This window comes from Arthrobacter gyeryongensis, from assembly GCF_039543785.1.
In the GTDB taxonomy this organism is placed as follows: Bacteria; Actinomycetota; Actinomycetes; order Actinomycetales; family Micrococcaceae; genus Arthrobacter; species Arthrobacter gyeryongensis.
This window is the reverse complement of record NZ_BAABKK010000010.1, coordinates 490,474-516,880: the sequence shown is the minus strand read 5'-3', so window position 1 is coordinate 516,880 and position 26,407 is coordinate 490,474. Positions and strand designations below refer to the sequence as shown.

The 26,407-nt window shown below is 64.7% G+C and carries 24 protein-coding genes; 15 read left to right on the top strand and 9 right to left on the bottom strand.

Going from position 1 to position 26,407, the window contains the following annotated elements; genetic code table 11:
- Positions 1-192 precede the first annotated feature (192 nt).
- A complete protein-coding gene (gene acs, locus ABEA18_RS09165) occupies positions 193-2,229 on the bottom strand; it encodes an acetate--CoA ligase (protein WP_345449038.1) in 2,037 nt (678 codons plus the stop codon).
- Between the two features lie 421 nt (positions 2,230-2,650).
- On the opposite strand from acs, the gene ABEA18_RS09160 reads away from it, so the two are divergent.
- From ABEA18_RS09160 to ABEA18_RS09150, 3 genes are read left to right on the top strand one after another with little or no spacing between them, the layout of a single operon-like run.
- Positions 2,651-3,820, top strand: a complete 1,170-nt coding sequence (locus ABEA18_RS09160) for an MFS transporter (protein WP_345449037.1) — start codon at positions 2,651-2,653, stop codon at positions 3,818-3,820.
- Between the two features lie 11 nt (positions 3,821-3,831).
- On the top strand, positions 3,832-4,623 hold the full coding sequence (gene nth / locus ABEA18_RS09155) for an endonuclease III (RefSeq protein WP_345449036.1): 792 nt from the start codon (positions 3,832-3,834) through the stop codon (positions 4,621-4,623).
- Complete coding sequence (locus ABEA18_RS09150) at positions 4,620-5,300, top strand: NUDIX hydrolase (RefSeq protein ID WP_345449035.1); 681 nt, start codon at positions 4,620-4,622, stop codon at positions 5,298-5,300. The genes nth and ABEA18_RS09150 overlap by 4 nt, the downstream gene beginning before the upstream one ends.
- 47 nt (positions 5,301-5,347) lie before the next feature.
- On the opposite strand, the gene ABEA18_RS09145 is transcribed toward ABEA18_RS09150, so the two are convergent.
- From ABEA18_RS09145 to ABEA18_RS09135, 3 genes are all read right to left on the bottom strand, one after another.
- Positions 5,348-5,548, bottom strand: a complete 201-nt coding sequence (locus ABEA18_RS09145) for a YegP family protein (protein WP_345449034.1) — start codon at positions 5,546-5,548, stop codon at positions 5,348-5,350.
- Between the two features lie 209 nt (positions 5,549-5,757).
- Positions 5,758-6,621 (bottom strand): CHAD domain-containing protein, encoded by an 864-nt coding sequence (locus ABEA18_RS09140; protein WP_345449033.1) that lies wholly within the window; start codon positions 6,619-6,621, stop codon positions 5,758-5,760.
- A gap of 44 nt (positions 6,622-6,665) precedes the next feature.
- A complete protein-coding gene (locus ABEA18_RS09135; RefSeq protein WP_345449032.1) occupies positions 6,666-8,360 on the bottom strand; it encodes a bifunctional 3'-5' exonuclease/DNA polymerase in 1,695 nt (564 codons plus the stop codon).
- A 229-nt stretch (positions 8,361-8,589) separates the two neighbouring features.
- Between ABEA18_RS09135 and ssd the strand changes: the two genes are divergently transcribed.
- The 4 genes from ssd to ABEA18_RS09115 are packed head-to-tail and all read left to right on the top strand — an operon-like array spanning position 8,590 to position 12,502.
- A complete protein-coding gene (gene ssd / locus ABEA18_RS09130) occupies positions 8,590-9,801 on the top strand; it encodes a septum site-determining protein Ssd (protein WP_345449031.1) in 1,212 nt (403 codons plus the stop codon).
- Positions 9,798-11,063 carry a TadA family conjugal transfer-associated ATPase gene (locus tag ABEA18_RS09125; protein ID WP_345449030.1) on the top strand — a complete coding sequence of 422 codons (1,266 nt, stop codon included), beginning with the start codon at positions 9,798-9,800 and terminating at the stop codon, positions 11,061-11,063. Before ssd ends, ABEA18_RS09125 begins: the two co-directional genes overlap by 4 nt.
- Entirely contained in the window at positions 11,060-11,848 is a 789-nt protein-coding gene (locus ABEA18_RS09120; protein WP_345449029.1) for a type II secretion system F family protein, read from the top strand. Before ABEA18_RS09125 ends, ABEA18_RS09120 begins: the two co-directional genes overlap by 4 nt.
- Before the next feature lie 3 nt (positions 11,849-11,851).
- Positions 11,852-12,502 (top strand): type II secretion system F family protein, encoded by a 651-nt coding sequence (locus ABEA18_RS09115; RefSeq protein ID WP_345449028.1) that lies wholly within the window; start codon positions 11,852-11,854, stop codon positions 12,500-12,502.
- Positions 12,503-12,549: 47 nt separating this feature from the next.
- Here ABEA18_RS09115 and ABEA18_RS09110 read toward each other — a convergent pair whose 3' ends face one another.
- Complete coding sequence (locus ABEA18_RS09110; protein ID WP_345449027.1) at positions 12,550-13,908, bottom strand: hypothetical protein; 1,359 nt, start codon at positions 13,906-13,908, stop codon at positions 12,550-12,552.
- Between the two features lie 478 nt (positions 13,909-14,386).
- Between ABEA18_RS09110 and ABEA18_RS09105 the strand changes: the two genes are divergently transcribed.
- The 3 genes from ABEA18_RS09105 to ABEA18_RS09095 all read left to right on the top strand — a co-directional run bounded on the left by ABEA18_RS09105 (position 14,387) and on the right by ABEA18_RS09095 (position 15,764).
- Positions 14,387-14,749 (top strand): DUF4244 domain-containing protein, encoded by a 363-nt coding sequence (locus ABEA18_RS09105; protein WP_345449026.1) that lies wholly within the window; start codon positions 14,387-14,389, stop codon positions 14,747-14,749.
- Positions 14,750-14,871: 122 nt separating this feature from the next.
- Positions 14,872-15,390, top strand: a complete 519-nt coding sequence (locus tag ABEA18_RS09100) for a TadE family type IV pilus minor pilin (protein ID WP_425550506.1) — start codon at positions 14,872-14,874, stop codon at positions 15,388-15,390.
- Positions 15,387-15,764, top strand: coding sequence for an Rv3654c family TadE-like protein (locus ABEA18_RS09095; RefSeq protein ID WP_345449024.1), 378 nt, complete (start codon positions 15,387-15,389; stop codon positions 15,762-15,764). Before ABEA18_RS09100 ends, ABEA18_RS09095 begins: the two co-directional genes overlap by 4 nt.
- Positions 15,765-15,781: 17 nt before the next feature.
- On the opposite strand, the gene ABEA18_RS09090 is transcribed toward ABEA18_RS09095, so the two are convergent.
- Positions 15,782-18,106: a DEAD/DEAH box helicase gene (locus ABEA18_RS09090; RefSeq protein WP_425550505.1), complete on the bottom strand. Its 2,325-nt coding sequence runs from the start codon at positions 18,104-18,106 to the stop codon at positions 15,782-15,784.
- An 85-nt stretch (positions 18,107-18,191) separates the two neighbouring features.
- Positions 18,192-18,887 (bottom strand): GNAT family N-acetyltransferase, encoded by a 696-nt coding sequence (locus ABEA18_RS09085; protein ID WP_345449021.1) that lies wholly within the window; start codon positions 18,885-18,887, stop codon positions 18,192-18,194.
- A 125-nt stretch (positions 18,888-19,012) separates the two neighbouring features.
- Between ABEA18_RS09085 and trhO the strand changes: the two genes are divergently transcribed.
- Complete coding sequence (gene trhO, locus ABEA18_RS09080; RefSeq protein WP_345449020.1) at positions 19,013-19,906, top strand: oxygen-dependent tRNA uridine(34) hydroxylase TrhO; 894 nt, start codon at positions 19,013-19,015, stop codon at positions 19,904-19,906.
- Positions 19,907-19,915: 9 nt separating this feature from the next.
- Here trhO and ABEA18_RS09075 read toward each other — a convergent pair whose 3' ends face one another.
- Positions 19,916-20,452: a hypothetical protein gene (locus tag ABEA18_RS09075; protein ID WP_345449019.1), complete on the bottom strand. Its 537-nt coding sequence runs from the start codon at positions 20,450-20,452 to the stop codon at positions 19,916-19,918.
- Positions 20,453-20,495: 43 nt separating this feature from the next.
- On the bottom strand, positions 20,496-20,933 hold the full coding sequence (locus tag ABEA18_RS09070) for a hypothetical protein (protein WP_345449018.1): 438 nt from the start codon (positions 20,931-20,933) through the stop codon (positions 20,496-20,498).
- On the opposite strand from ABEA18_RS09070, the gene ABEA18_RS09065 reads away from it, so the two are divergent.
- From ABEA18_RS09065 to topA, 4 genes are all read left to right on the top strand, one after another.
- Positions 20,932-21,054: a hypothetical protein gene (locus ABEA18_RS09065; protein WP_345449017.1), complete on the top strand. Its 123-nt coding sequence runs from the start codon at positions 20,932-20,934 to the stop codon at positions 21,052-21,054. The genes ABEA18_RS09070 and ABEA18_RS09065 overlap by 2 nt on opposite strands.
- A 9-nt stretch (positions 21,055-21,063) precedes the next feature.
- Positions 21,064-22,725 (top strand): DUF7059 domain-containing protein, encoded by a 1,662-nt coding sequence (locus ABEA18_RS09060; RefSeq protein ID WP_345449016.1) that lies wholly within the window; start codon positions 21,064-21,066, stop codon positions 22,723-22,725.
- A 36-nt stretch (positions 22,726-22,761) separates the two neighbouring features.
- Positions 22,762-23,403, top strand: a complete 642-nt coding sequence (locus tag ABEA18_RS09055) for an ArsR/SmtB family transcription factor (RefSeq protein ID WP_345449015.1) — start codon at positions 22,762-22,764, stop codon at positions 23,401-23,403.
- A gap of 119 nt (positions 23,404-23,522) precedes the next feature.
- Positions 23,523-26,252, top strand: a complete 2,730-nt coding sequence (gene topA, locus ABEA18_RS09050) for a type I DNA topoisomerase (protein WP_345449014.1) — start codon at positions 23,523-23,525, stop codon at positions 26,250-26,252.
- Positions 26,253-26,407: the final 155 nt, after the last annotated feature.

Below are 26,407 nucleotides of genomic sequence, written 5' to 3'. Positions count from 1 at the left end.
CTCCCTTGAAAGCGTGGTGCTTGTGAGTTTTCTCACGTAGAACTCGACTATAACCGCTCAAAAGAGAACATGAAAGAACTAAATATAACATCCTTGCGACGGAGGGTTTTTGACACAAAAAGCGGCGGTCCTCTTTGCAGAGAACCGCCGCCCTTGCGTAGTGGCGTGGCGCCGCGTGGTTTGGGCGTGAGCCTACTTCTTCAGCGACTGCGCGATCTGGGCCATGATGGTGGGATCGGAGAGGGTGGTGGCGTCACCGGGTTCGCGGCCTTCGGCAACGTCCTTGAGGAGGCGGCGCATGATCTTGCCCGAGCGGGTCTTGGGCAGTTCGGGAACCACGAGGATGTGCTTGGGTTTGGCGATGGGGCCGATTTCCTTGCCGACGTGGTTGCGCAGTTCGGCGACGGTGGCGTCGCCGTCGTTTACTGCGTCCCCGCGCAGGATCACGAACGCGACCACGGCCTGGCCGGTGGTTTCGTCGGAGGCCCCGACGACGGCGGCCTCCGCCACCCAGGGGTGGGACACGAGCGCGGATTCGATTTCGGTGGTGGAGAGCCGGTGCCCGGAGATGTTCATGACGTCATCCACCCGGCCCAGGAGCCAGATGTCGCCGTCTTCGTCCTTCTTGGCCCCGTCCCCGGCGAAGTACATGCCCTCGAAGCGGGACCAGTAGGTGTCCTTGAACCGTTCCGGGTCCCCCCAGATGCCGCGCAGCATCGCGGGCCAGGGTTCGCGGACCACGAGGTAGCCTCCGTGCCCGTCGGGGACGGACTCTCCGGCCTCGTCCACGACGTCGATCGCGATGCCCGGCAGCGCCACCTGCGCGGAGCCTGGCTTGGTCGCCGTGACCCCGGGCAGGGGGGCGATCATCTGGGCGCCGGTCTCGGTCTGCCACCAGGTGTCCACGATCGGGGCAGGGTGATCCTTCTTTTCCCCGTTCTTGCCGGCGTTGGCGCCGATGACGTCCCGGTACCACATCCAGGCCTCGGGGTTGATGGGCTCACCCACCGAACCCAGGACCCGGATCGAGGACAGATCGTACTTGCCCGGGATCTCCCGGCCCCACTTCATGAACGTCCGGATCGCCGTGGGGGCGGTGTAGAGGATGGAAACCTTGTACTTCTCCACGATTTCCCACCAGCGGCCCTGGTGCGGGGAGTCCGGGGTGCCCTCGTACATCACCTGGGTGGCGCCGTTGACGAGCGGGGCGTAGGCGACGTAGGAGTGGCCGGTGACCCAACCGACGTCGGCGGTGCACCAGAACACATCCGTCTCCGGGTGCAGGTCGAAGACCGCCTTGTGCGTGTACGCGGTCTGGGTGAGGTAGCCGCCGGTGGTGTGCAGGATGCCCTTGGGCTTGCCCGTGGTCCCGGAGGTGTAGAGGATGAAGAGCGGGTGTTCGGCGTCATGCCCGACGGCGGTGTGCTCGCCCGAGGCGGCGCCGACGGTGTCCTCCCACCAGTGGTCCCGCCCCTCGTGCCAGTCCACGGGTTCGCCGTTGCGCTTGACCACCACGACGTTCCGGACCGAATGTCCCTCCCTGGACAGGGCCTGGTCCACTGCCGGCTTGAGCGGGCTGGGCTTGCCGCGCCGGTACGTGCCGTCCGCGGTGACCACGAGCTTGGCCTCGGCATCATCGATCCTCGAACGCAGGGCATCGGCGGAGAAGCCGCCGAACACCACCGAATGCACGGCCCCGATGCGTGCGCAGGCCAGCATCGTGATCACCGCTTCCGGGATCATCGGCAGGTACACGGCCACCCGGTCACCCTTGGCCACGCCGAGGGACTCGAACGCGTTCGCGGCCTTCTTCACCTCGTCGGTGAGCTGGGCGTAGGTGTAGGAGCGGGTGTCGCCCGGTTCGCCTTCAAAATGGATGGCCACCCGGTCACCGAGACCGTTCTCGACGTGCCGGTCCAGGGCGTTGTACGCGGCGTTGACCTGCCCGCCGACGAACCACTTCGCGAACGGCGGGTCGGACCAGTCCAGGGCCTCGGTGAAGTCCGTGTCCCAACTCAGCAGTTCCCGGGCCTGCTTCGCCCAGAACGCGGGACGGTCCGCATTCGCTTCCTCATAGACTTCGGCGCCGACTACCGCGTTGGCGGCGAACTCAGGGGTGGGCGCGAACTTCCGGTTCTCATGGAGAAGATTTTCGAGGGCGTCGCCGTTGCCTGCCCCGTCAGATCCGGGTGCAGCGGTGGTCGTCGATCCATTGGCGTCCTGGGACATGTGAACCTCATCATTCATCGATCTCTGCCGCGCGGTTGTCCCGTAGCGGGGCCGCCCCACCTGCCAATCTTGCACGACGTTGGGCTGCGGCGCCTCACGGGATTCCGCAAAGAGCTTTTCCGGAACCCACCTTAGCGTTTTGAGCCGACAACAGGTGTCCGCGGTCACAATCCGGACCGTGAGCGGCTGGTGATTCGCGCCGAACGGCGCTGAAGGCTTTCGCCTGGCGCCCACCGCGGGGAATATTACGGCGCAGCATGCCTGCCTCCGCGCCCGTGCCAACTAGTGGACTGTCAGACGCGTGGCATAGGCTGAAGGCGTCTGGAGACGCGAAAACTTGCCGCTTGGCGGGGCCCGAAAACACGGGGTACAGCCTCGGGTGGCAGCGTACCGGGCACCGCCGTACAAAGGAGATTTGCATATGAACCAGACGAGCCAAGGTCCGAAATACGGTGCAATCGCGCCTGGATCGGCCCCCGAAGCAGCAGCTGGATCCGGGGCGCCAGAGCCCGGCAGCATGACCTCCCCGAAGTACCAGGCCGTGCTGGGTCCATTCACTATCCGGGACCTGACCGTTTTCGGCTCCACCCTCCTGATGTTCGTAGGGTCCCTCTTGCCGATGTTTGGCGGGCGCTACAACCTGTGGAACCTTGACAACCTTTTCTTCCTGGCACTCGGGATCATTCTTCCCCTCGTAGTTACCGCCTTGTTCGTTGCCCGTCGCCTGCAGCCGGGGAACATCGTGAGAATCGGTTCGCTCTCGACCGACCAGTTCGCTTCGGTCGTGGCGTCGTTCGCCCTGACCCTGTTTTTCCTGTCCGCTGCAGGCGCGTTTACCGTCTTCGTGCTCGTCGGACTTATCGGCTCGCTAGGTCTTCTGGCAGCGACGGTCCTGGCTCCCCACTTGCCGCTCCTCCGCGACGATTTCCAGGACCGGGCAGAACAGCCAGCTCACGTTGTGGCCCGGGAATCGGCCGTTCCAACCCGCAAGCCTGCGGTGCCGAAGCCGGCCAAGCCCAAGCCGGCGCCTGCCAGCCCGGCACCCGTAGAGACCCCCGCCGCACCCGTCGCTGCCCCTGAGGCCGCTGCCCCTGAGGCCGCGGCCACCGAGGCGGCCGCCGTCGCGGCAGCCGTGCCCGCCGCCGTCGTACCTGCCGAATCCGCAGAGGCTCCAGTTGCCGACCGCGCGCGGGACGCGCATGCGAACACGCCTACGCCCGAGGAGCCCAAGCACCTTCCTACTGCCACTATGGCTACGCCGATCGTCGGCGGCCCGAATATGGGAGTCGGGGCCGCTACCCAGCACATCGGCACGGTCGATCAGCCCCGGAAACACGAGCCCATCGGCGCCACCGTTGACCCAGCCACGCGAAAGGACGAATCCGAGCACGATTCGGGCTACGAGGCATTCTGGTTCGCCGTGGCCCATCCCCGCGTCGTTGTCGACGAGCACACGGGCATGCCCGCCTTCACCATCGAACCGGGCGCGTGGGTCCTGGCCCTCGAAGACCGCGGCGAGGAATTCCTCGTGCAGGATACTGACGGCAGCGTGGGCGTCCTGCGCGATCTCAGCCACATCGAACGCGGCTAGCCCGGCCCGCCGTGGACACCGTCGTCGAAACCCCGCTGGCTTTGAAGCGGCGCGCGCGCAAAATCAACAAAGCGCTTGCTGAGCTCTATCCCTACGCCCACGCTGAGCTTGATTTCCGGAACCCGTTCGAGCTGGTAGTGGCCACGGTGCTGTCCGCCCAGACCACGGATGTGCTGGTCAACCAGGTCACCAAGATCCTGTTCGCACGCTATCCGGATGCACGGAGCATGGCCGAGGCCGAGCTTGCCGAGCTGGAGGCGATCCTGCAGCCCACCGGTTTCTTCCGTGCCAAGGCAAAGAACGTCCTGGCACTGAGCACGCGCTTGGTGGACGAGTTCGACGGCGAGGTTCCCGGCCGGCTGGAGGATCTCGTGACGCTTCCCGGCGTCGGGCGCAAAACGGCAAATGTGGTGTTGGGCAACGCGTTCGGCGTTCCGGGAATCACTGTGGACACGCATTTCGGCAGGCTGGCGCGCAGGTTCGGCTGGACGACGTCCGAGGATCCGGTGAAGATCGAGTTCGACGTTGCGGAGCTGTTCGAGCCCAGGGACTGGACCATGCTGTCCCACCGCGTGGTTTTCCACGGGCGCAGGGTTTGCCATGCGCGCCGGCCGGCATGTGGAGCGTGTGCGGTGGCCAACTGGTGCCCAAGTTTCGGCGAAGGCGAAAAGGATCCCGTCAAAGCGGCCAAGTTGCTCAAGTACGAATTGGCGCCAGGCAACGAAGTGCTTCTTGCGAAATTGCTGGCCGAGACCCATCGCGCGGCGGAGATTCGGATGGAATCGCAAAGGAGACCGGCATGACCGCGCTCGAGGACCTCGTCAGCCTCATCACCAGGATCGATTCGGGCCTGCATCCCGGCCCTGATCCGAGGATTGCCGCTGCAACCGTCGATCCGGACAAGGCACGGAAAGCGGCCGTGCTCATGCTCTTCGGCGTCTTGGACGACGTTCCGGCCCAATCCGCGAAACCGGTGGCCCCGGCGGATCTGGACGTGCTGCTCCTGGAACGCGCCCACACCCTGGACGACCATCCGGGACAGGTGGCGTTCCCCGGCGGCAGTATCGACCCCGGGGACGAGTCAGCCGTGGCGGCAGCCCTCAGGGAAGCCGTGGAGGAGACCGGCCTGGACAGTGGCGGCGTGCAGGTGCTCGGCGTCATGCCTGAACTCGGCCTGATCCGCAGCAATTTTGTGGTCACTCCGGTCCTGGCTTGGTGGGCGTCGCCGTCGCCCGTGAGGGTAGTGGACTACGCCGAATCCGCGCAAGTGTTCCGTGTTCCTGTGCGTGACCTCCTGGATCCCGACAACCGATATACCGGGACGCTCACGCGGCTCGGCCGGACCTTCTCGAGCCCGGTCTTCCAAGTCAACGGACTTGTGGTCTGGGGTTTCACCGGGATGGTGCTCAGCGGGCTGTTCGACGCCTTGGGCTGGACTGTTCCGTGGGACACGGAACGCCTGCTTGAAATCGAGATCTAGCCTCTCGCCATTACTGCGTGCGCCTCGGGCCGCGCAGCCGGCTCCAGCTACGCTGCGCGTCGGGCCGTGTTTGAGCGATCCACGACGATGCCCGTAGCGGCATTTTCACGCACTGCGTTGATTCCGGCGACGACGGCTTTCAGGTGTTTGAACCGCGGCGATTCCGCCACCAGGGTTCCATCGGCAGTGGTCAACCGAAACCGGTAGCCATCTTCGCCGTCTTTGAGAATTTCGAATCGTCCAGCCATCGTTGCTGTTCCCCCTTGGTTACTGCCTCGCACAGTTCGCGCGTCCTTGCACTGTGGCGTTCCTCACTTCGGAAGCCATAACTCGAGACTATCGAGAAGAACGGGGACGCTGAAGTTACTTTGGGGTACATTACTTGCCCGGGTCATGCCGGGTTCGATTCCGCCTTTTGACTCGCTTTCGGCCCGGTTGGGGGCTATGGTTCCGGGCTTCAGAAGATCAGTGCGCGCCTCGGCGCCGGCACCGGATATTCGGCGATCGCCATCCGGAACTCTTCCTCCGCGTTGAGTCTGCGCCGGACTTCCATCGATTCCAGCCTCTGGGCATCTTCCGCGTCAATGCCGGGGTTTTTCGCCAGTTCCTTGATCCATTCGCCGGCCACGACCGCGTCATGCTGTTCGCCCAACAACCGCTGCAGGCCGATCGCCGGCTGGATCACCCCGGAAGCATGATGGCTGAAGGCATCCGCGACTGCCTCGACCGAGTAGCGGAGGCATTTGACGTCTTTGCGTGCCTGGTGGAGCGCCGCGTTACGCACGTCCGGGTCACTGCTGCCCGCCTGCTCCGCGAGGCTGTGCTGCAACCGCTCCCACCTTGCCTGGAGGCGCTCCGCGAGGTCCGCCGTCGGGTGCTTGTATTCCCCGGCGGCAGGGACTTCCAAGAGCGCGGCCCTTGCGGCACGTACAGTGCGTGCGCTGCGCTTGTGGCCTCCAAGGGAAGCGGCGAGCCGGGCGCTGGAGGCTTCCAGTTGCTCCACGGCAAGGCGCACGGCCTCGGGGCTTTTCCAGGAATTTTTTGTGTCGAGGGATAGCCGTATTCTCTGCGCCAGGACATAGGCGTCCCTGGACTCGCCGAGCGAAGTTGCCAGCCAGCTGACTTCCTCGCGGGCAGGCCGGGGGAGTTTCGGGACCATGCCGCGATAGCAGCTAAGGACTGAACGGAGCCGACGAAGGGCAAGCCTGGCGTTGTGCACGGCTTCCGGATCGGCCGTTGCGATCAGCGGTAATTGTCCCTCCAACTCGGTCAGCTGGAAGGCGATGTATGCAGCCAGCGGTGCGTGGCTTTTGTGTCCCACGGGGCAATCGTCCTCTGCTGTTGCACCCGGGGCAATAGCGCCGATTACTTCGCTTTGTCGTAAGAATCGACGACGGCGACGCTCACCGGAAATTCCACCGGGACCCGCCCGAACAGCAGCTCCTTCGCGGCGGCCGCGGCCTCTTCGATGGCCTTGATGCATGCTTCCACCGACTCTGTAGGCGCGTGCACCATGACCTCGTCGTGCAGGAAGAACACGAGTTCCCCGGCAGGCAAGCCATCGGCACGCGCGGTACGCAGCCGGCGTCGAAGTTCGGCAAGCCAGCACGACGCCCAGTCCGCAGCGGAACCTTGCACCACAAAGTTCCGCGTGAAACGGCCCCGCGAGCGGGCGATGCTGTCCGCACGCCGCTGTTCTTCCGCCGTCGTGGATTGCTGGCTGCGGATCCAGCGTTCCGACGGCGGCGGGCTGCTGCGGCCCAATCTTGAGGTCACGGTGCGGCCGCCTTCGCCGTCGCGGGCTGCCTGTTCGACGAAGCCGACTGCCCGGGGATAAGTGCGGGTCAGCTGAGGCATGAGGCGACCCGACTCGCCCGTGGTGGCACCGTAAATTGCGCCGAGCAGGGCGATCTTGGCTTTCGAACGGTCGCCACCGAAGCCCTGCGCGGCGATGCCCGCGTACAAGTCCTTGTCGCGCGCAGCCTCGGCCATCTTCGAGTCCTGCGCTAGTGCCACCAGAACCCGCGGCTCGAGCTGGGAGGCGTCTGCGACAATCAATTTGTGCCCCGGGTCGGCATGCACCGCGCCCCGGATCTGGCGGGGAATCTGCAACGCTCCGCCGCCCCTGGACGCCCAACGTCCGGAAACCACGCCACCCACCACGTACTCGGGACGGAACCGCCCGTCGCTCACCCACGCGTCCAGCCACGACCAGCCGTTGGCAGTGAACAAGCGGGAGAGCTTCTTGTACTCCAGCAGTGGCTCGATGGCCGGATGCTTGGATTCCTTGAGTTCCCACTGGCGGGTGGTCTTTACCTCGATCCCGTTCCGGTGCAGGGCACGCATGAGGTCCTGGGGTGAATCCGGATTCAGTTTCGGAGACTGCAGAATCCCGCGAAGCTCGTTGCAGAGAGCCTCCAGCCGTGCTGGCCGGTGGCCGGCGGGAGGCCGGGGACCGAGGTGGCCTTCCAGGATGTCTTCGTGCAACGCCTCCTGCCACGGCACACCCGTGAACTGCATTTCGGCGGCGATCATCGCGCCGGCGGATTCCGCAGCGAGCAGCAATTTCAGGCGGTGCTGCCGGCCTTCCTCCTTGGAGGCCTGGCCGAGCGCGTGTTGCTGTGCCGCGAACTCGGCCTGGATCTCGGCCAGCCCGGGCTGGGTACTTCGTGGGACCAGATCGTCGAACAGCGCGTCCTGATCGGCGGGCGGCGGGGGAGGCTGGAGGACCCGAGGCGGGACCGGCATGTCGTCGTCTTGAGTGAGTTTTTCCGCGCTGCGGGCGTATTCCGTGTGGGCGGTGAACTCGGAATGGACGAGGATGGCGCGGCAGAGTGTGAGGTCATGGCAACGTTCCAGCTCCACCCCGGATTGGAGCATCGCAGGGTACCAATCCTGGGTCCGGTTCCAGACCCAGCGCGGACGGCTCTTCTCCAACACGCTGACGACGCCGGCGAGATCGGCATTTCGTACGACCCGCGGCTCCGCCACGGCTACTCCGGCAGCATTGCTTTCCTGAATGGCTGCGCCGTCTGGATGGGCGGCGAGCAGCAGGTACATGCTGACAATTCTGCCCTGTGAATCCGTGGAACCTTGCACTTTGCGGACAGCTGCCGTCCGCTATGCGGCTGACGCTTCCGTCTGGGGTGCTTCCGTCCGTGCCGCTTCCGTCCGGGGTGCTTCCGTCTGGGGTGCGGGACCCGTCCCCCACAGGGGTTGTTGTCGTTGCTTATCCACATACGCCTATACGGGCCTTCAACGCTCGTGGCGGAAAGGAGAGAGTGGCTTCATGAGCGGGCAACATCTCGAGCGGAGCCACAACAGCCGGGGAAACGGGGTCGGGTATCACGGCGTGCGCGGCCCGACGGCGCTGCAACGTGGCCGCACGCGGCCCGGAAGATCGGGTCCATCGTCCGGAGCCGAGCCGGACCCGGTGTCCGGAGAGCCCTGGCTTCCTGCCAATTCCGGGGAAGTCCTTTTGGTGACGGCGGATGTCAGGTTACGGGCCGAAACCGAAAGGATCGCGGCCGCCGTCGGCGTCAGTCTCCGGACAGTCGTCGATTCATCCGCTGCCTTGCCCAGGTGGGACACCGCGGGGATTGTGCTTCTTGGCAGCGATGTCCGCGAACTTCCGCCCCGTCGTCGTGCACCTTCCGTCTTGCTGGGCCTCAACGGCGAGGGGGACAGTTTGTGGCAATTGGGAGCGGCGCTGGGGGCCGAACGCGTGGCTGTATTGCCGGAAGCTGCAGCCTGGTTGGCGGAGCACCTCGGCAGGTCCCGTGATCCGGACCCCGGAGGACTGGTGCTCGGGGTGACGGGAGGATGCGGGGGTGCGGGAGCGTCCACGGCTGCCATCTGGCTGGCCCAGGAAGCGGCCGTCCACGGAGTCCGGACGCTGCTGGTTGATGGTGATCCCCGGGGAGGGGGCCTTGAGCTTTGCCTGGCCGCTGAAGATGCGCCCGGACTGCGCTGGCCCGATCTTGCAGGTGCCAGCGGCAGCATCGGCACCGGGCAGCTGAGCGACTCACTGCCCATAGCCGGAGGATTCTCCTTCTTATCTTGGCCGGGCAGTCGCGACCGTTCCCCAGACGTGGAGCCCGGAGCCGTCGCGACTGTCCTTGATGCGGCGCGGCGGGGATTTGAACTGGTCATTGTCGACATCGGCCGCGGAACAGAGTCGCTTGGCGGCTTCGCCTGGGACTGCGACAGGATCCTTCTCGTGGCACCGGCCCAACTCCGGGCGGCAGTAGCTGCGGCCAGGCTTCTGCAGGAGCTGCCGCCCGTGGACACAGCCCTGGTGGTCCGGGGTGATGCCGGTTCGGCGCTCGACGGACCCCTCATCGCCGAATCGCTGGGACTGCCGCTTCACGGGGTGCTCCCCGAACTCCGCGGTACTGCCGCGGCGGCTGAACTTGGACGCCTTCTGGAATTCGGCAAGCGCAAGTCCGTGCGTCGCTTTGCGGAATCCGTCCTCCAATTACTCGACGACGGCGCGGCATGAGTACCCCTGCATTCCCAAGCGGCGAGCGCCGACGCAATACCCGGCTCGTGGACGCCGCGCTCCTTGAAACTGTGCGGGAAACCGTCATGGCCGACGCCGGACCGGTCACCCCATCGCGCGTGGCAGCGGCCGTCCACGCTACGGGAAGGCTGCTCGGAACCGCAGGGGCGCTTGCCGCCGTCGAATCGATCAGCGCCGAACTGAGCGGACTTGGACCCCTCCAACAGCTTGCACGCGATGCCTCGGTGACGGACATCTTCGTGAATGGCCCGGACTCTGTGTGGATCGACCGTGGCAAGGGGCTCGAACGGGCACGGGTGCATTTCGACGGCGAACCTCAGATCCGGGCCTTGGCCTCCCGGCTCGTGGCCGCCGGTGGGCGTCGTTTGGACGACGGTTCGCCGTGCGTCGATGTCCGCCTCGACGGCGGATACCGGGTGCACGCAGTGCTGCCTCCGATTTCCGCCGCCGGAACTTTGTTGTCCGTTCGGATCCGGCGCGAGGAGGTCTTCTCCATGGATGAGCTGCGTGATGGAGGCATGTTCGGAATGCCGGTCCAACAGATGCTGCAGGCCATCGTAGACCACAGGTTGAGCTTCCTGATCAGTGGGGCCACCGGTTCCGGGAAGACCACACTGCTGTCCACGATGCTCGGTTTGAGCGGCCCGCGCGATCGGCTCGTCCTGATTGAGGACGCTTCGGAGCTGAACCCGGTGCACCCGCACGTCGTCTCCCTTGAGTCCAGGCACGGAAACCTTGAAGGCAGTGGCGCACTCGACCTCGGCGAACTCGTCCGCCAGGCGCTGCGGATGCGGCCGGACCGTTTGATCGTGGGCGAGTGCCGCGGTGCAGAAGTCCGTGAGCTGTTGACGGCACTCAATACCGGCCACACGGGTGGCGGTGGCACAATCCACGCAAACACTGCCTCCGCCGTCCCGGCCAGGCTTGTGGCGTTGGGCGCGCTCGCCGGCTTGAGCCGGGAAGCCGTTCAATTGCAGCTTTCAACGGCATTGGACGCAGTGGTTCATGTCGAGCGGACGCCGGCCGGCAGAAGAGTTTCCTGCATTGGATTGTTGGCGGAGGATGCGTCAGGCCAATCGATCGTGCCCGCTGTCGAACTGCGGGCGGGTGTCGCCGTTGCCGGCCCCGCGTGGCGTGACCTCGCATCGCGTCTTGAGCTGGATCCCGGGCTGTTGCCCGGGCCGCTGCCCGGGTCAGAAGGACCGATTTCCCGTTCAGATCACCTTGGGGCGCTCGCGTGAGCGGACTCCTCGTCCTCGTCCTGGCGGCCGCTGCGTGGATCGTCTTCCAACCGTCCTGGCGACTTGGCACACGGGTAGTGCATGCCCTGCCGCATGCTCCCTCGGCTGCGGCAGCGGCCGGGGCCGGGGCTGAGGCGCGCACGCTGCGGAGACGCTCTCGCGCGGACGCATTGCCGCTCACGGTACTCGTACAGCAGTTGGCCGCTCTCCTTCGGGGAGGCCGTTCGACGTCGAGGCTCTGGGAGGAACTCTGGATGGTGCATGGAGGCGGGGAACACCGCCTTGGTTCGGGCGACCCGGAGGTCCTCAATGCGCGACGAAAGTTGTCGTCTGGGTCTCTCCAAGTTCTCGCGGCTGCGCGGGCGGCCTCGATGATGGGGACGTCGGTCGCCGGAGCCATCAGGGTGTCGTCAGCGAAGGATCTTCAGGGCGGGAACCCAGTGGAACGCAGAATCTGGGGAGAGCTTGCCGCCTGCTTGGATGTGTCGGAGGCGAGTGGTTGTCCCTTAGCCGACGTGCTGACCCGGTTCGCCGCCCAGCTTGAGGCCGAGGACGACGCCGGTGATGCGCGGCAAACTGCGTTGGCCGGTCCGAAAGCCACTGTGCGCCTTCTGACGTGGCTGCCGGTGTTCGGCTTGGGGTTGGGCATGATGCTTGGTGTGGACCCGCTGGGGGTCCTGCTGGCCAACGGCGTCGGATTGGCAGCCCTCGCGGCTGGGGGCGTCCTGACCGTCACCGGCAGGATCTGGTCATCTCGATTGGTGCATGCCGCAGCGGGGCGTTGACTGATGGGCTCGACCTTCCCAGCCATCGCGGTGTCCCTGACGTTGATTTTCGCAGCAATTCTCGGGCTGGCGTATCAGGGAAGAACCTGGCGGCGCACGGCCCTGCGGATGCTTCGCGGCTCACCCGGGGGCAACGGCACGCCCGGGAGCAGCGGCCCGCTGAAGAACGCTCGTAGAAGCGAGGCGGTGGGCGCTCACCCGAATCCCGAAAGCCAGGAAGGCTTGCGCAATGTGCCGATGATCCTGGAGTTGGTGGCTGCCATGCTCGAATCAGGGGCGGGGCTCGGACGGGCCCTTGAGTTGATCGCCGGGTGCGCTTCCCCTCAGCTTGGCCGAGCCCTGCGGACGGTGGTTGCTGCGCTCGACATCGGAACGGACTGGGAGACGGCATGGCGGAGTCCGGGCCGGCTGTGCGTTGAAGCGCGCAAGCTAAAGGATGCGCTCACGTTCGCTGCCCTGACCGGCGCGCCGTCCTCGACCATCCTTTATGCCCAGGCAGCTCGCCTCCGGCGTGAACAGTTCAGGATGGCGGAAAAGCGCGCTGCCGCGCTCGGAGTGAAACTCGTGATTCCACTGGGTTTGTGTTCCTTGCCTGCCTTCATTTGTCTTGGCGTCGTCCCGGTGCTGCTGGCCATGCTTCCGTCCCGGGGATAGCCGGCAGCCCCGCTCATGGGGCGCAGGCCCGGCGTCGCGTGACTGGTTCAACGGCGTATGAATAGTTCCGCCGCCGTGTCCGCTGCCCTGAGGTCCCATGCCTGGTTGCTGGTCAGACTCTGAGCCAAACCGCTGGCTGGGGGCACCAGGACGCAGTCTGCACCGGTCAGCTCCTGGTTCAGGTCGCCTATTCCGTCCAGCACCTGTTTGGATGCCAGGACCTGGTGGGAGCCGTAGAGGTCGTTCCTTGAATCAAGCGAAACCTGTACATCCGGCCGTTGCAGAATGATGAATCCGCCGAGCGAGTAGGAATTGAACACTTTACAGTTCTGTGGGATCGCTTGGACGACTGCGCTTGAATACTGGGCCGGATCGGGACGACCGACGTGTCCCAGGCTCATGACCGCCATTACCGCAACTACCGCGACTCCGGCCACAGCTGCGGGGAGGAACACGACACGGCGATTGTGCAGGTATTGCAGGACAACTCGGTGCGACGCGAATGACACGAGAACCGGCAACGCCAGCAGCAGGAGAATGGGAAGGATCCGGATTGCCGTGACGGACGCGACTGCGGCAACACCAATGGCTGCAGTGAAAACAACGTCGTTGCGGCGCGCCGCAACTGCCAGCGCGATAAGACCGAGAATGAGCATGGTCATCAGCAAGGGATCGGCGGGGTTAATCGGCTGCCACTCAGCCACGACCCCGGCGGAGGAAGATTGGACATGCATGGTCTGATCGAGCAAGTGGACCCCGTAGGGGTTGACCAGCGCGCAGGCGCCGGCGATGACCAGTGCACCGAGGCACCACGGGCCGCGATGCCGGGTGCTGCTCCTGAAAAACACCAGCACGGTGGTGGCCGCGATCATCGCGACCCCGAGCAACGCACCAGCGTGCAGGTTGACCCACGCAATCGTCAGGAGCCCGATAGCTGGCAGGACCCAAGCGGAGGCGTCGCCCGACACCAATCGGTGAAGGAGGAAGACAAGGGCCAGAACCGCAATGTAGTCCACCAGCTGGGGACGTGCCGAAAGCCACGAGATCAGCAGCGGCGACGTCAAGAGAAGTAAGGTGCCGGCGACGCCGGCAGAGGCGCCGAGCCGCCGAGCCAAGACTAAGACGAGTCCGAAAGCTACCGCGGACAACGCTGCGCAAGCCAGTGCGACCCCCGGCAACTCGCCTAACCGGTAGGCCCCGGCCACCAAGACGTTGAAGCCCCAGGAATTGAGCGTCCACGCCTGCCCATGGACCGTCCACGAAAACGGGTCCGTTGAGGGAATCGTTCCCTCGTCAAGGGTGAGGAGTCCTGCACGGACCTGCCAAAAGGTGTCCGTTTCGGCGAGGGTTCCAGCTCTTATCAGCGCGACGGGCACCATGGCCAGCCATGCCAGCTGCCACGACATCCGGCGCGCCCTCCAAGCCCGTGCGCGGCTAATCAGACTGCGACACCCTAGCGCTTTCCCCCAAGTCCCCATCATGCTACGGAGCCTACTCATCGAACCACCCGTCACCTCGGACGTCACGCCGGACACGGCACACCCGATCAAGCCTATGCAACCCGCTGACAACATCATTGAGATTCCTCCGGTTCTGAATCCCTCCCGGCGCTCGGAGTGAAACTCTTGATTCCACTGGGTTTGTGTTCGTTGCCTCCCGGTCTTGGCGTCGTCCTGGTGCTGCTGGCCACGCTTCAATCCAGGGGATAGCCGGTAGCCCCGCCCGGGTCGGCCTGAGCGTTGCTGCACATGCCAGTTTCCCTCCACAGGAAAGGTCAGAAGCGAGTTTTCCACTTAGGAGACTTGGGGCCTTTCGAAGCCCGGATGCCAACGGAAGAGTCGGAGTACGGCCGGCAGCCAAGCCGGCGCGAAGAAAGGAACTGAAATGAACGCAACCGTCGATACCGCCCATACCGCTCTGGCCCTTGCGCAAGTATCCCTTCCTCGGCCGGAGGCCGAGGTCCTTGAACTGTTCCCGGGCTCGTCGGGAAGGAAGCCCGTTCGGCTGCCAAACCGCCTGCATTCCAGCGTTGAAACAGGCCGTGCGCGGCCCAGCGACGATTCTGCCGCTCCGAAACGGTCGAAGATGCGGCTCATGGGATCCGAGCTTGGGATGGCAACGGCCGAATATGCAATCGCCACGCTTGCCGCGGTGGGCTTCGCCGGACTCTTGGTGGTCATCCTTCGCAGTGAGGAAGTACGTGGCTTCCTCCTCAACCTCATTCGTAGCGCGCTCTCCCTGCCATGACGCCGCGGTGGGGTTCAAAGCGCCGTGCTGGGAATTGGATGCGTCAGCGGGCATTGGCTTGGCGGTTCGCCGCGAAGCAACCACGTTCCGCTTCGGGAAGTGTGCGGCAGTGGCCTCCTTCGATCAGACGACCTCCTCCGGCCGAGAAACCGGATAGCCAGCGGGGGCGCAGCCGGCGAGATGTTTTTACTGAGAGGAACCACGGTGCCGTCACTGCGGAGTTCGCCGTGGCGCTGCCCGCTGTCCTGCTTCTTTTGGCCTTGCTTCTGGCCGGATCGGCCGCGGGAATTACGCAGCTTCGCTTGGAAGAGGCGGCCAGGGCAGGAGCCCGGGCCCTCGCCCGCGGAGATGGCCACGCGGCCGTGAACGGAATCGTTCGAAGACTCGCGGGCGATGCAGCCTCGGCTGTCGTTGTGGAAGACGGCGAGTGGATCAAGGTCACAGTCTCCGCCCGGGTCGTTGGCCCGTTGGGCTCCCTCATCCCGTGGAGGCTTTCGGCGACGGCATCGGCAAGGGGAGAGGCCCCGCAGTCGTCGGCGGCCACCGTTCCTTTCTTCGCCGCCCGGGCCGGCGTTGTGGATTTCAGAGGTGCTGTGCCGTTGCTTGGGCTCGAAGCCGCTGTGGAAGAGGTCGCGGCGTGAGGGCAGGGAGCGCCCGCGCCGGCGATGGCGGGCGTGTTGCGGAATACGGTTCGGGAACCATCCTTGCCGTTGCCCTGGGCCTTGTTGTCATGATCTGCATGGCGGCGGCGTTCATGCTGGCCCAGGCCGTGGCGATGGGGCACCGCGCAGCATCTGCTGCCGATCTCGCGGCGCTCGCAGGAGCCGACGCAGCCCGCGGCCTGACCACGGGAGATCCTTGCGTGGTCGCCAGCGAAACGGCCGCGCGTCAGGGAGTTTCGTTGTCGGCCTGCACGGTGGGCGAAGGCGGGATTGTGGAGATCCGCACTGAGGTGGACCGCGGCGCAGTCTTCGGGGCCGCGACCGGCCGCTCTCGCGCCGGGCCGCCGCCCTAGAACAGCCGGACCAGCGTCTAAGCCGCGTCCCGCAGGAGCACGTTGATCAGCGTGACCGCGGCGTCCTTGTCCAGCGGATTGTTCTTGTTGCCGCATTTGGGGGACTGGACGCAGGAAGGGCAGCCGGTGTCGCACTCGCATGCTTTGATGGCGTCCCTTGTGGCGGTCAACCACACTTTGGCCTTTTCGAAGCCACGTTCGGCAAATCCGGCACCGCCTGGATGGCCGTCGTAGACAAAGATCGTGGGAACTCCGGTGTCGGCGTGGAGCGCTGTTGAGACCCCACCGATATCCCAGCGGTCACTCGAAGCTACCAGCGGGAGAAGCCCGATGGCGGCGTGCTCGGCGGCGTGAAGCGCACCCGGGAACTGGGCTTCGACAAGGCCTGCCCCAGTCAGCGAACGGTTGTGAACCACAAACCATACCGCCTTGGTGAAAAGATCCCTGGCCCCGAGTTCCAGCGGTTCTTCCCCCAAAACCTCATTGGAAATCAGTGCCTTGCGCTGGAAGGAGACCACCTGTGTTGTTACCTTCACTTCGCCGAAGTGGACCGCGATATCCCCCCATTCCATGGTCCGGAGAGTCTGTAGGACCTCGATCTGGGTCACGTCCCGTGCTGTGGTGTAGTAGTCCGGGTTGGTTCGACGAACCACTACACAATGGTCCTCTTCGTTCAGTTCCTCGACCAAGTAACTGTCGCCCTGGTGCACATAGATCGCGCCTGTGTGCGCCTGGTAGTGGGTTTGTGGCGAGTCCATGGTGCCCAACAGGGAGCCAGTCTCGGAGTCCACGATGCTTACGGGGCCGCCTCCATCTGCCCGGAGGTTCACCATGGCCGCGGCGCTCTCGGGATGGGTCCAGAACCAACCCGCAGGCCGTTTCCTCAGGTAACCCTGTTCCACCAGCTGATTCAGCAGGGATTCGGACGTTGGCCCGAACAGCTCAAGTTCGGACATGCCGATCGGGAGCTCGGCGGCCGCCGCGCACAGGTGGGGCCCGAGCACATAGGGGTTTCCGGGATCGAAGACGGTGGCCTCGACTGACACATCAAAGATCGCCTCCGGATGGTTGACGAGGTACGTGTCCAAGGGATCATCGCTTGCCACGAAGGCCGCAATGGCGTCTTGGCCTGCACGCCCCGCTCGTCCGATCTGTTGGAACAGGGACGCCCTCGTACCGGGCCAGCCGGCTACCAGCACTGCATCGAGTCCGGAAATGTCGATACCCAATTCCAATGCCGACGTGCTGGAGACGCCAAGCAGCTCACCGGAACGCAATGCCTTTTCCAAAGCCCGTCTCTCCTCGGGGAGATAGCCGGAGCGGTACGCGGCAACCCGCTGGGGCAGGCTGGGGTCCACCTCATCGAGGAGCCGTTTGGTGATCGACGAAATTGTTTCCGCGCCACGCCTGGACTTGATGAAGGCGATGGTACGGACACGGGAGGACACCAGATTGGCCAGCAAGTCGGCGGTCTCGGCCACGGCGGTCCGGCGGGATTTCGCCCCGTTTTCGCCCTTCAGCTCGGTCAGGGCAGGTTCCCAAAAAGCCACCGTAGTGGAGCCATGCGGTGAACAGTCCTCGGAAACTTCGCGGACGGGAGTGCCGATGAGCCGCGCAAAGGATGTGCCTGGGTCCGACGCTGTCGCCGAGGCCGCAATGAAGACCGGTTCAGGAAAGGAGGTGCCGGCACCGTAGTAGGCGCAGATTCGCCGGAGCCGCCGCATGAGGTTGGCGACATGGGACCCGAAGACCCCGCGGTAGCTGTGGGCCTCGTCCACGATGACGTACCGCAACCTACGGAAGAAGCGGGCCCACCACGTGTGGTTGGGCAGGATCCCGAAATGCAGCATGTCGGGGTTGGCGAGGATGAAGTTGGCGTGATCGCGGATCCAGCGGCGCTGGGACTGCTCGGTGTCGCCGTCGTACGTTTCCGCCCGGACCGTGGGGAGCTTGAGCGCGCGGATCGCTGCCAGCTGGTCGGCTGCAAGTGCTTTGGTGGGAGAGAGATACAAGGTGACCGCGCCATCGTCGTGGATCTTGCCCGGCTCGGACAGCACCCGCAACTCGGAACGATGGATCGCATCGAGGGCAGGCAGCTGATAGGCCAGCGACTTCCCGGAGGCGGTCCCCGTGGCGATGACGACGTTCTGGCCGGAGTGGGCGAGCTCGGCTGCTTCGATCTGGTGCCGGTACGGTTCGTGGATGCCCAAGGTTCCGTAAGCGGCAACGACATCTGGATGGGTCCAGGCCGGCCATGGCTCATGGATCGCCTGGCGTGCCGGAATAGTGCGGACGTGTCGCAACTGCTCCGGGTCCGGGCTCCTGCCCAGAAGGGAGATCATCGATTCAGTTGCGTTCACTTGAACATTCTGTCACCGCGCCGGAACCGACCGGCGCCGAAGGTCGGCTACGCCTGAGAAAGGTCGGCTACGCCACAGACAGGTCAGTCTCGTCGACCCGGTTGGTGGACATCATGAGTACCTGGCACACGTGCTTCCAGCCAAGGTGCGAATAGAGGTGCTGTCCGTCCAAGGAAGCCAGGAGGAGACCGCTTTCAACATCGTATTGAAATGCCTGCGCGGCGAGGGCTTTCATGATGAAACTGCCCAGGCCCCGGCGCTGGTAGTTGGGTTCGGTGACGATCTTGTCGAACACTGCTGTCTGCCCGACCACGAACACCTGACCGCTGGCCGCCACCTTTTCGCCGGCATGGACCACCGCGTAGTGGACGCCCTTGCTTTCGGACGTCGTGAGCTTGAGGTCGTCATCCGAGAGCCACGGATCTTCGGCGTCCTGAGTCCCCATGTCCACGATCATCATGGTCTGGGAATCGGAAGTGACGTTCAGCCCGTTCTCGCGGGCCAATTGGGTGTAGCGTCCTATGTCGTTCGTGAGGATCGTCAGGATACGAGTGTCCGCCTGGGCAGTCTTGGCAGCCAGGTCGGCGAACTCGGCATCCGACGGGTCGTAGGCAAAGTATTCCCAATCGCCGGTCTTGTCCGCACGCAGGGCCGCCGGGAACCGGCCTTCCTTTCGCGTTTCGTAGCTCCGGGACCCGGACCAGCCAGCCACCCAGACTTCGAGCAGCTCGGCGATGTCTTCAACCAAGGCGTCGTGACTCATGTAGAGAGACTATGCCAGCGGTCTGGGAATCAACAGGGGCGGTCAGTAACAGCTCCATTAACACTTAGAGCAGCCCGACGACGGCCCGACAGCTGGGTTTGGGGCCACCAAGTACCCTTAAATACGTGGCTTTAAACAGAATTGTGCTCTTCTATGGCTTTACTCCGATCGCGGACCCGGACGCCGTTCGGCTCTGGCAACGTGCCCTGTGCGAGAAGCTCGGCCTGACCGGGCGCATCCTTATTTCGCGCGACGGCATCAACGCCACAGTTGGCGGGGAGCTGAACAACGTCAAGCAGTACGTGAAGACCACCAAGGAATACAAAGCCTTCCACGGTATCGACTTCAAATGGTCCGAAGGCGGAGCCGACGACTTTCCGAGGCTCAGCGTCAAGGTTCGCGATGAGATCGTGTCCTTCGGCGCCCCCGGCGAACTGAAGGTGGATGAGAACGGCGTCGTCGGCGGCGGCACCCACCTTCAGCCTGAAGAGCTCCACGCGCTCCTTGAGGAAAAGAGGGCGGCCGGGAAGGATGTGAAGTTCTTCGACGGACGCAACGCCTTCGAAGCCCAGATCGGCAAGTTCAAGGACGCGATTGTTCCCGACGTTGCCACGACCCACGACTTCATCAAGGAACTCGACTCGGGAAAATACGACGATCTCAAGGACCAGCCTGTCGTCACCTACTGTACAGGCGGAATCCGTTGCGAAGTCCTTTCCAGCCTCATGGTGAACCGCGGTTTCAAGGAGGTTTACCAACTCGACGGCGGGATTGTCCGCTACGGCGAAACCTACAAGGACCAGGGCTTGTGGGAAGGCTCCTTGTACGTTTTCGACAAGCGCATGCACCTGGAATTCAGTGAGGACGCCAAGACCATCGGCCAATGCGTCCGCTGCCAGGCGCCCACCAATAAATTTGAAAATTGCTCCAATCTGAGCTGCCGCAACCTCACACTGTACTGCGCCGAATGCGCCTCGAGCCCGGAAACGTTGCGTTGCCCGGAAGGCTGCGCTGCCTAGCCCCGGTCGTCAGATCCGGCTCACCCGGTACGCGAAATTCGCCGGTGCATTGGCGGTGATCGTGATGGCCAGGATGGCGTCCGTCTCCAGCTTCAGGACCTTGACCCGCGTGGTGCCGCACCGCAGCATCACATCGGTGAGGACTTCGCTTCCGTTCCGCACGGTGAATTCGGCGCTGCGGGCACCTCGGCACGCCAGCGTCACTGCGTACGTTCCCCCTGGCAGCTGGGTGGTCTCTTCGTCGCGGGATTCGCCGGCCGACAACACGCCGAAGCTGCTATAGAAGGACAGCCCGTTCACGTCCGGAAGCACGTCCTGCGCCCAAGCCTTCAGCGCGTCGCCCGTGACGGTTTGTCCCAGCCCAGGGTCGCGGGTCAGTACCGGATCCGTGATGGCCGCCGACGGCGGACTGCTTGCCGCCGCACGACCGTCCTCGTAGCTGTATTCGCACGACGCCATCGTGCCGCACGCCAGCACACCGCAAAGCACGACGGCGGGAATCGCCTGCCGCGTCGTCGCTACCTTCAGGGCGCGTGCCCACCCCATGATCCGACTCTACGCCGGGCTGTAGGCCCGAACGAGGGGCGGGTTACGAAGTCGGTACCAGTTGGTACGCGTAGATCACGGGAGCATCGACGCTGCTTGCGCTGATGCTCAGCGGACCGGTCGAGGGAATCTGGATACGGGACGTTTCGCGGCTGCCATTGCATGCCGCCCCGGCCTCTGTGATCTGCGTACTGCCCGAGGAAACGTCGAAGAATGCCTTGCCGCCGCCATCGCAGGCCACGGTCAAGGTGTAGCTACCCGCGGCGACGTTCGCGAAGCTTTTGACCAAGGGGTCGCGGTTCGGGATCTTCCCGGAGTCCTCCAGGACAACCCCGGCCGCCGAGGGGATTGTGGTCGCCTTCCAGGCGGGGACGTCGGCGTTGGAGACAGATCCCGCGGAGGAGCACGCCGCCATCGCCAGGGCGGCTGCGCCAATGACCAAAAGTGCGGCGCGACGCCAAGTGGAGGGGTGAAATGCCATGATTCAACGCTACCTGCTCGAATGCATCCCCACCGACGCAGGCGCCCACGCAGGCGCCCACGCAGGCGCCCACGCAGGCGCCCACGCAGGCGCCGACGCAGCCGCCCACCGGCCCCAATAGACTTGAACGGTGACTGATCCCGCAACGCCCGCCATCTTTGGGACCGCCCCCACCACCCTCGACGCTCCCCGCAGCGATCTTCCCGAGCTGCTCACTGCGCTCGCTGACGACCTGCGGAACGTTGGCTACACCGTGGACGGCGTGGCAGGACTTCTGGGAGGGTCCGCTCACGCGGCCCTCGCCCGGGATCAGCTCATCCCTGCACTCATCGTCACCGAACCGGCTGCCTTGACCGGAGACCCTGCGACGGACCGCGCGAAAGCCGCGCTCGCCGTCGTCGTCCGCTTGTGGCTTCTCGCTGTACCGCAAACCGAAGGCGACCTCGACGCCGCCCTGCCGCGCATCGGCACCGCGGGCCTGATGGAGCTTGGCCTGGTGGAGAAGAACGACGGCGGTGCTGTCGCCGCGAAAGTGGATTTGCGGCCGTACGGCTGGGATTCCAGTGAAGATGGCAGCGGCGGCGCCGAGCTGTGGGTTTCCAGCGATCTTGCCGCCCACCAGCAGCCCGGCGTGCTCCGGCATGACCATGTGCTGGGCATCGGGCAGGCATCCACCACGCTTGTCCAGACCACCATCCGGCGGCACTCGAAACGCGCCCTCGACCTCGGGACGGGCTGCGGGATCCAGACTTTCCACCTCCTGCACCACACCGAGCACGTCACGGCCACGGACATCTCCGAGAGGGCCCTCGCGTTCACCCGGTTTAACCTGATGCTCAATGCGGAGGCCCTGCACCTCGACCCGGCCGATCTCGAGGCCCGGGTGAGCTTGCGGCTGGGCTCGCTGCTGGAACCCGTCGGGGGTGAGACGTTCGATCTGGTGGTGTCCAATCCGCCTTTCGTCATAACCCCGCGAAGTGCGGGCGAGCATTCTTCGGATCAGTTCACCTACCGCGACGGCGGGCTACCCGGCGACGACATCGTCGCCAACCTCGTCCGCACCCTTCCCGATGTCCTCGCGCCAGGCGGCACGGCGCAGATGCTCGGCAACTGGGAGATCCCCGCGGGCAGCGGCTGGAGCGAACGGCCTGCGTCGTGGCTGGCGGGGTCCGGCACGGAGGCCTGGTTCATCCAGCGGGAACAGGTGAGTCCCGAGCTCTACGCGGAGACCTGGTTGCAGGACGCCTCCGAAGGCCGCGACCGTAAGCTCTACCGTGATGCTTACGCGGCCTACCTGGAGGACTTCGCGTCCCGCAACGTGGAGGCAATTGGCTTCGGAATGATCTTGCTCCGGCGGCCGCTGGGCGAGCGTCCAGGAGCTGCGCCGACCCGTTTCGAAGAAATCACCTACCCCATCGAGCAACCGATCGGCCCGCACCTTGCTGCCGCCGTCGAACGCGCCGACTGGCTGGTCACCCACGAGCTCTCCGACGCCCACCTGGTGGTGGCCGAAGACGTGACCGAGGAACGCCACCAGCGGCCCGGCGCGGAACACCCAGGCGTCATCCTGTTGCGCCAAGGCGCGGGGCTGCGCCGGACGAATCTACTGAGCACCGAGCTCGCCGGCTTCGTGTCGGCATGTGACGGCGAGTTGTCCGTCCGCCAGCTGATCGGTGCCTTGGCCGCACTGCTGGGTGGAGGGGACGACTTCGACGACGACGCATTCCGCGCCGGGCTGCTCTCCGACGTGGAGAACCTTGTCCGCGACGGCTTCCTGCTTCCCGCGGCATAGGACATTTGCGCCGGCACCGGCGGATAAACTGTTCCGGTGAATGAAGACAATGGGGTACCCACCGGGCTGGCATCCCCGAAGCGCCGGAAACGGCCCGAGAAGACGGTGGAGATCACCGACCCCAAAGCGATCCGTGCCCTTGCGCATGCCGCCCGGCTTGAGGTGATCTCGGAGCTGTATTCCACGCAGCTGAGCCGCACGGCCACAGAGCTCGCCGCGCAGACCGGGCTCACGCCGAGCGCCATGAGCTACCACCTGCGGGCCCTCCAGAAATGGGGGATTGTGACGGCTGCAGACAACGAGGGCGATGCGCGCGAACGCCGTTGGAAGGCCGCGGGTTCGGACTTCACTATCAAATCCGGCGGCAACGCTCCGAGCCCGGAGATCGCCGTCGTCGAACTCGAACTGGACGCTTTCCGGCGTCGGGCCACCGCGTTTACCCGGGCCCGGGGCGAGCGGCGCCAGCGCGGAGAGGCCGCGAACGAGGCAGCCGCCATGGTGCTGTCCAGTGACCTGCTGTACTTGACCCCGGATCAGCGAACGGATCTCAAGGCCAAATTCCAGAACCTCATCAGGTCATATGAACTCGAAGATCCCACGCGGATTCCCGAAGGGGCAGTGCGTATCGCTACGATGTGGTCGATGATTCCGGACGACCGGACGCCGTCTTCAAGCTAACCCAGAACACTGTTCCTCCACAGCACTTGTGCACATGGAAACGCACGATTCTGCAAAATATGGTGAACTAGGCCAATATGGGCACGAGCCCAAGCAATTCATTTTTCTGTAGGAGAACCGTGCCCAGCAAGGCAAAAACCGGCAAGAAACTCGTGATCGTGGAGTCTCCGGCCAAGAGCAAGACCATCGCCAAGTACCTGGGCGAAGGCTTCATTGTCGAGGCCTCGATCGGTCACATCCGCGACCTCCCACAGCCCTCGGACCTCCCTGCAGAACTGAAGAAGACCTCGGTTGGCAAGTTCGCCGTCGACATCGAAAACGACTTCAAACCGTATTACGTCGTGTCTCCGGACAAGAAGAAAAAAGTCGCCGAACTTAAGGCCCAGCTGAAAGACGCTGACGCGCTCTATCTCGCAACCGATGGGGACCGCGAGGGCGAGGCCATCGCGTGGCACCTCCTGGAGGTCCTGAAACCCAAGGTTCCCGTCTACCGCATGACCTTCGGTGAAATCACCAAGGAAGCCATCCACCGCGCCATGGACAACCTGCGCGACGTCGACAGCGCCCTCGTGGACGCCCAGGAAACGCGCCGTATCCTGGACCGCCTATACGGTTACGAAATCTCCCCGGTGTTGTGGCGCAAGGTTGCCCGTGGCCTGTCGGCCGGCCGTGTGCAGTCCGTGGTGACCCGCATGGTGGTCGACCGCGAACGCGAACGCATGGCCTTCAAGTCCGCATCGTACTGGGACCTGACGGGCCAGTTCGGTACCGGCTCCGCGACGTTCAAAGCGAAGCTTGCTGCCGTCGACGGCGCGAAGGTAGCCAGCGGCCGTGACTTCAACGACAACGGTGTCCTCACCTCCGCGAACGCGGTGCACCTCAACGAGGAACTCGCGACGTCGTTGGTCGCCGGACTTGAGAACGCGGACTTCCGCGTCCGTTCGGTCGACACCAAGCCTTACACGCGCCGTCCTGCGGCGCCGTTCACGACGTCGACCCTTCAGCAGGAGGCCGGCCGCAAGCTGCGCTTCACCTCCAAGAGCACCATGCAGATCGCCCAGCGCCTGTATGAAAACGGCTACATCACCTATATGCGTACGGACTCGTCCGCATTGAGCGACGAAGCCCTCACGGCCGCACGCCGCCAGGCCGCCGAACTGTATGGTCCCGAGTACGTGCCCCAGTCTCCCCGCGTCTACGCCAACAAGGCCGCCAACGCGCAGGAAGCCCACGAAGCCATCCGCCCCGCGGGTGACTCTTTCCGCACCCCGGCCCAGGTGGCCAACCATCTGACCGGGGACGCCTTCCGCCTCTACGAACTCATCTGGAAGCGCACCATTGCCTCCCAGATGGGCGACGCCAAGGGCTCCACCGCCACCATCCGCCTCGGCGCAGTGGCTAGCGATGGCCGCGACGCCGAATTCTCGGCCTCCGGAACGGTCATCACCTTCCCGGGCTTCCTCGCGGCCTATGAAGAAGGCAAGGACGAGAGCCGCGGCGACGACGATTCCGACGAAGCCCGGCGCCTGCCCAACGTGGCCAAGGACGATTCCCTGACCGCTTCGGAAATCGTTGCCGTTGGCCACGAGACCTCGCCACCGCCGCGGTACACGGAAGCATCGCTTACGGCAGAGCTGGAAAAGCGTGGCATCGGCCGTCCGTCCACCTACGCGTCCACGATCTCCACCATCCAGGACCGCGGCTACGTCCGGAAGCAAGGGTCTGCGCTGGTTCCCAGCTGGATCGCCTTCTCCGTGATCCGCCTGCTGGAGCAGCACTTCACCGACTACGTGGACTACGAATTCACGGCGGACATGGAAGGTGACCTGGACAAGATCGCCAACGGCCAGGCCGTCGGTGCTGCTTGGCTCAAGCACTTCTACTACGGTGAAGACGCCGATCCCGGTCTCCTGAGCATCGTCAACAACCTCGGTGAAATCGATGCCCGCGAGATCAACTCGGTGCCGATCGCCGAAGGCATTACGCTGCGCGTCGGCAAGTTCGGCCCGTACCTGGAAAGCTCGATCCCCACTATCGATCCCAAGACCGGCGAGGTCGTGGAGTCGGCGCGTGCCAACGTCCCCGAGGACCTCGCACCGGACGAGCTCACTGCGGCCAAGGCCGTGGAGCTCATGGAAACGGCCGCCCCCGAGGAACGTGTCCTGGGTGCAGACCCGCACACCGGGCACACCGTGGTTGCGAAGAACGGCCGATACGGCGCTTATGTCACGGAGATCATCCCCGAGATGACGGAAGAGCAGCTGGCAAACCAGCCGGTGGAGTACTACAAAAACGGCAAACCCAAGCCGGCGAAGAAGCCCGTCAAGGCCAAGCCGCGTACGGGTTCGCTCTTCAAGTCGATGTCCGTTGATTCGGTCACGCTCGATGAAGCCATTCAGCTCATGAGCCTGCCCCGTGTCCTCGGCGCGGACGCCGAAGGCAACCCCATCACGGTGCAGAACGGCCGCTTTGGACCTTACCTGAAGAAGGGCACGGACTCGCGTTCCATCGGATCCGAGGAAGAGATCTTCACGATCACCCTGGACCAGGCGCTGGAGATCTACTCCCAGCCGAAGCAGCGTGGTGCGCGTGCAGCCGTACCGCCCCTGGCCGAGTTCGGTCCGGACCCTGTTTCGGAGAAGAACATCGTCGTGAAGGAAGGCCGTTTCGGCCCGTACATCACCGACGGCGTCACCAACATCACGGTTCCGCGCGCCACGTCCTTGGAGGAGCTGACCCGGGAGCAGGCCATCGAGCTGCTTGCCGAGAAGCGCGCCAAAGGCCCGGTCAAGCGGACCACCACGACGGCCCGCAAGGCGCCTGCGAAGAAGGCTGCTGCGAAGAAGTAACTGTTGCCGTGGACGCGCCAGCGCGCTCAGGACACGCATATTTCCTGAGGACACCGGAATTCGGGCGTCCTCAGGAAATATCTGTGTCCCGGGGAATTGTCCGTGTCCTCAGTGCAGAGAGGGCGGAGAGCGGCCCGGGAATTGCTTCGGGCAGG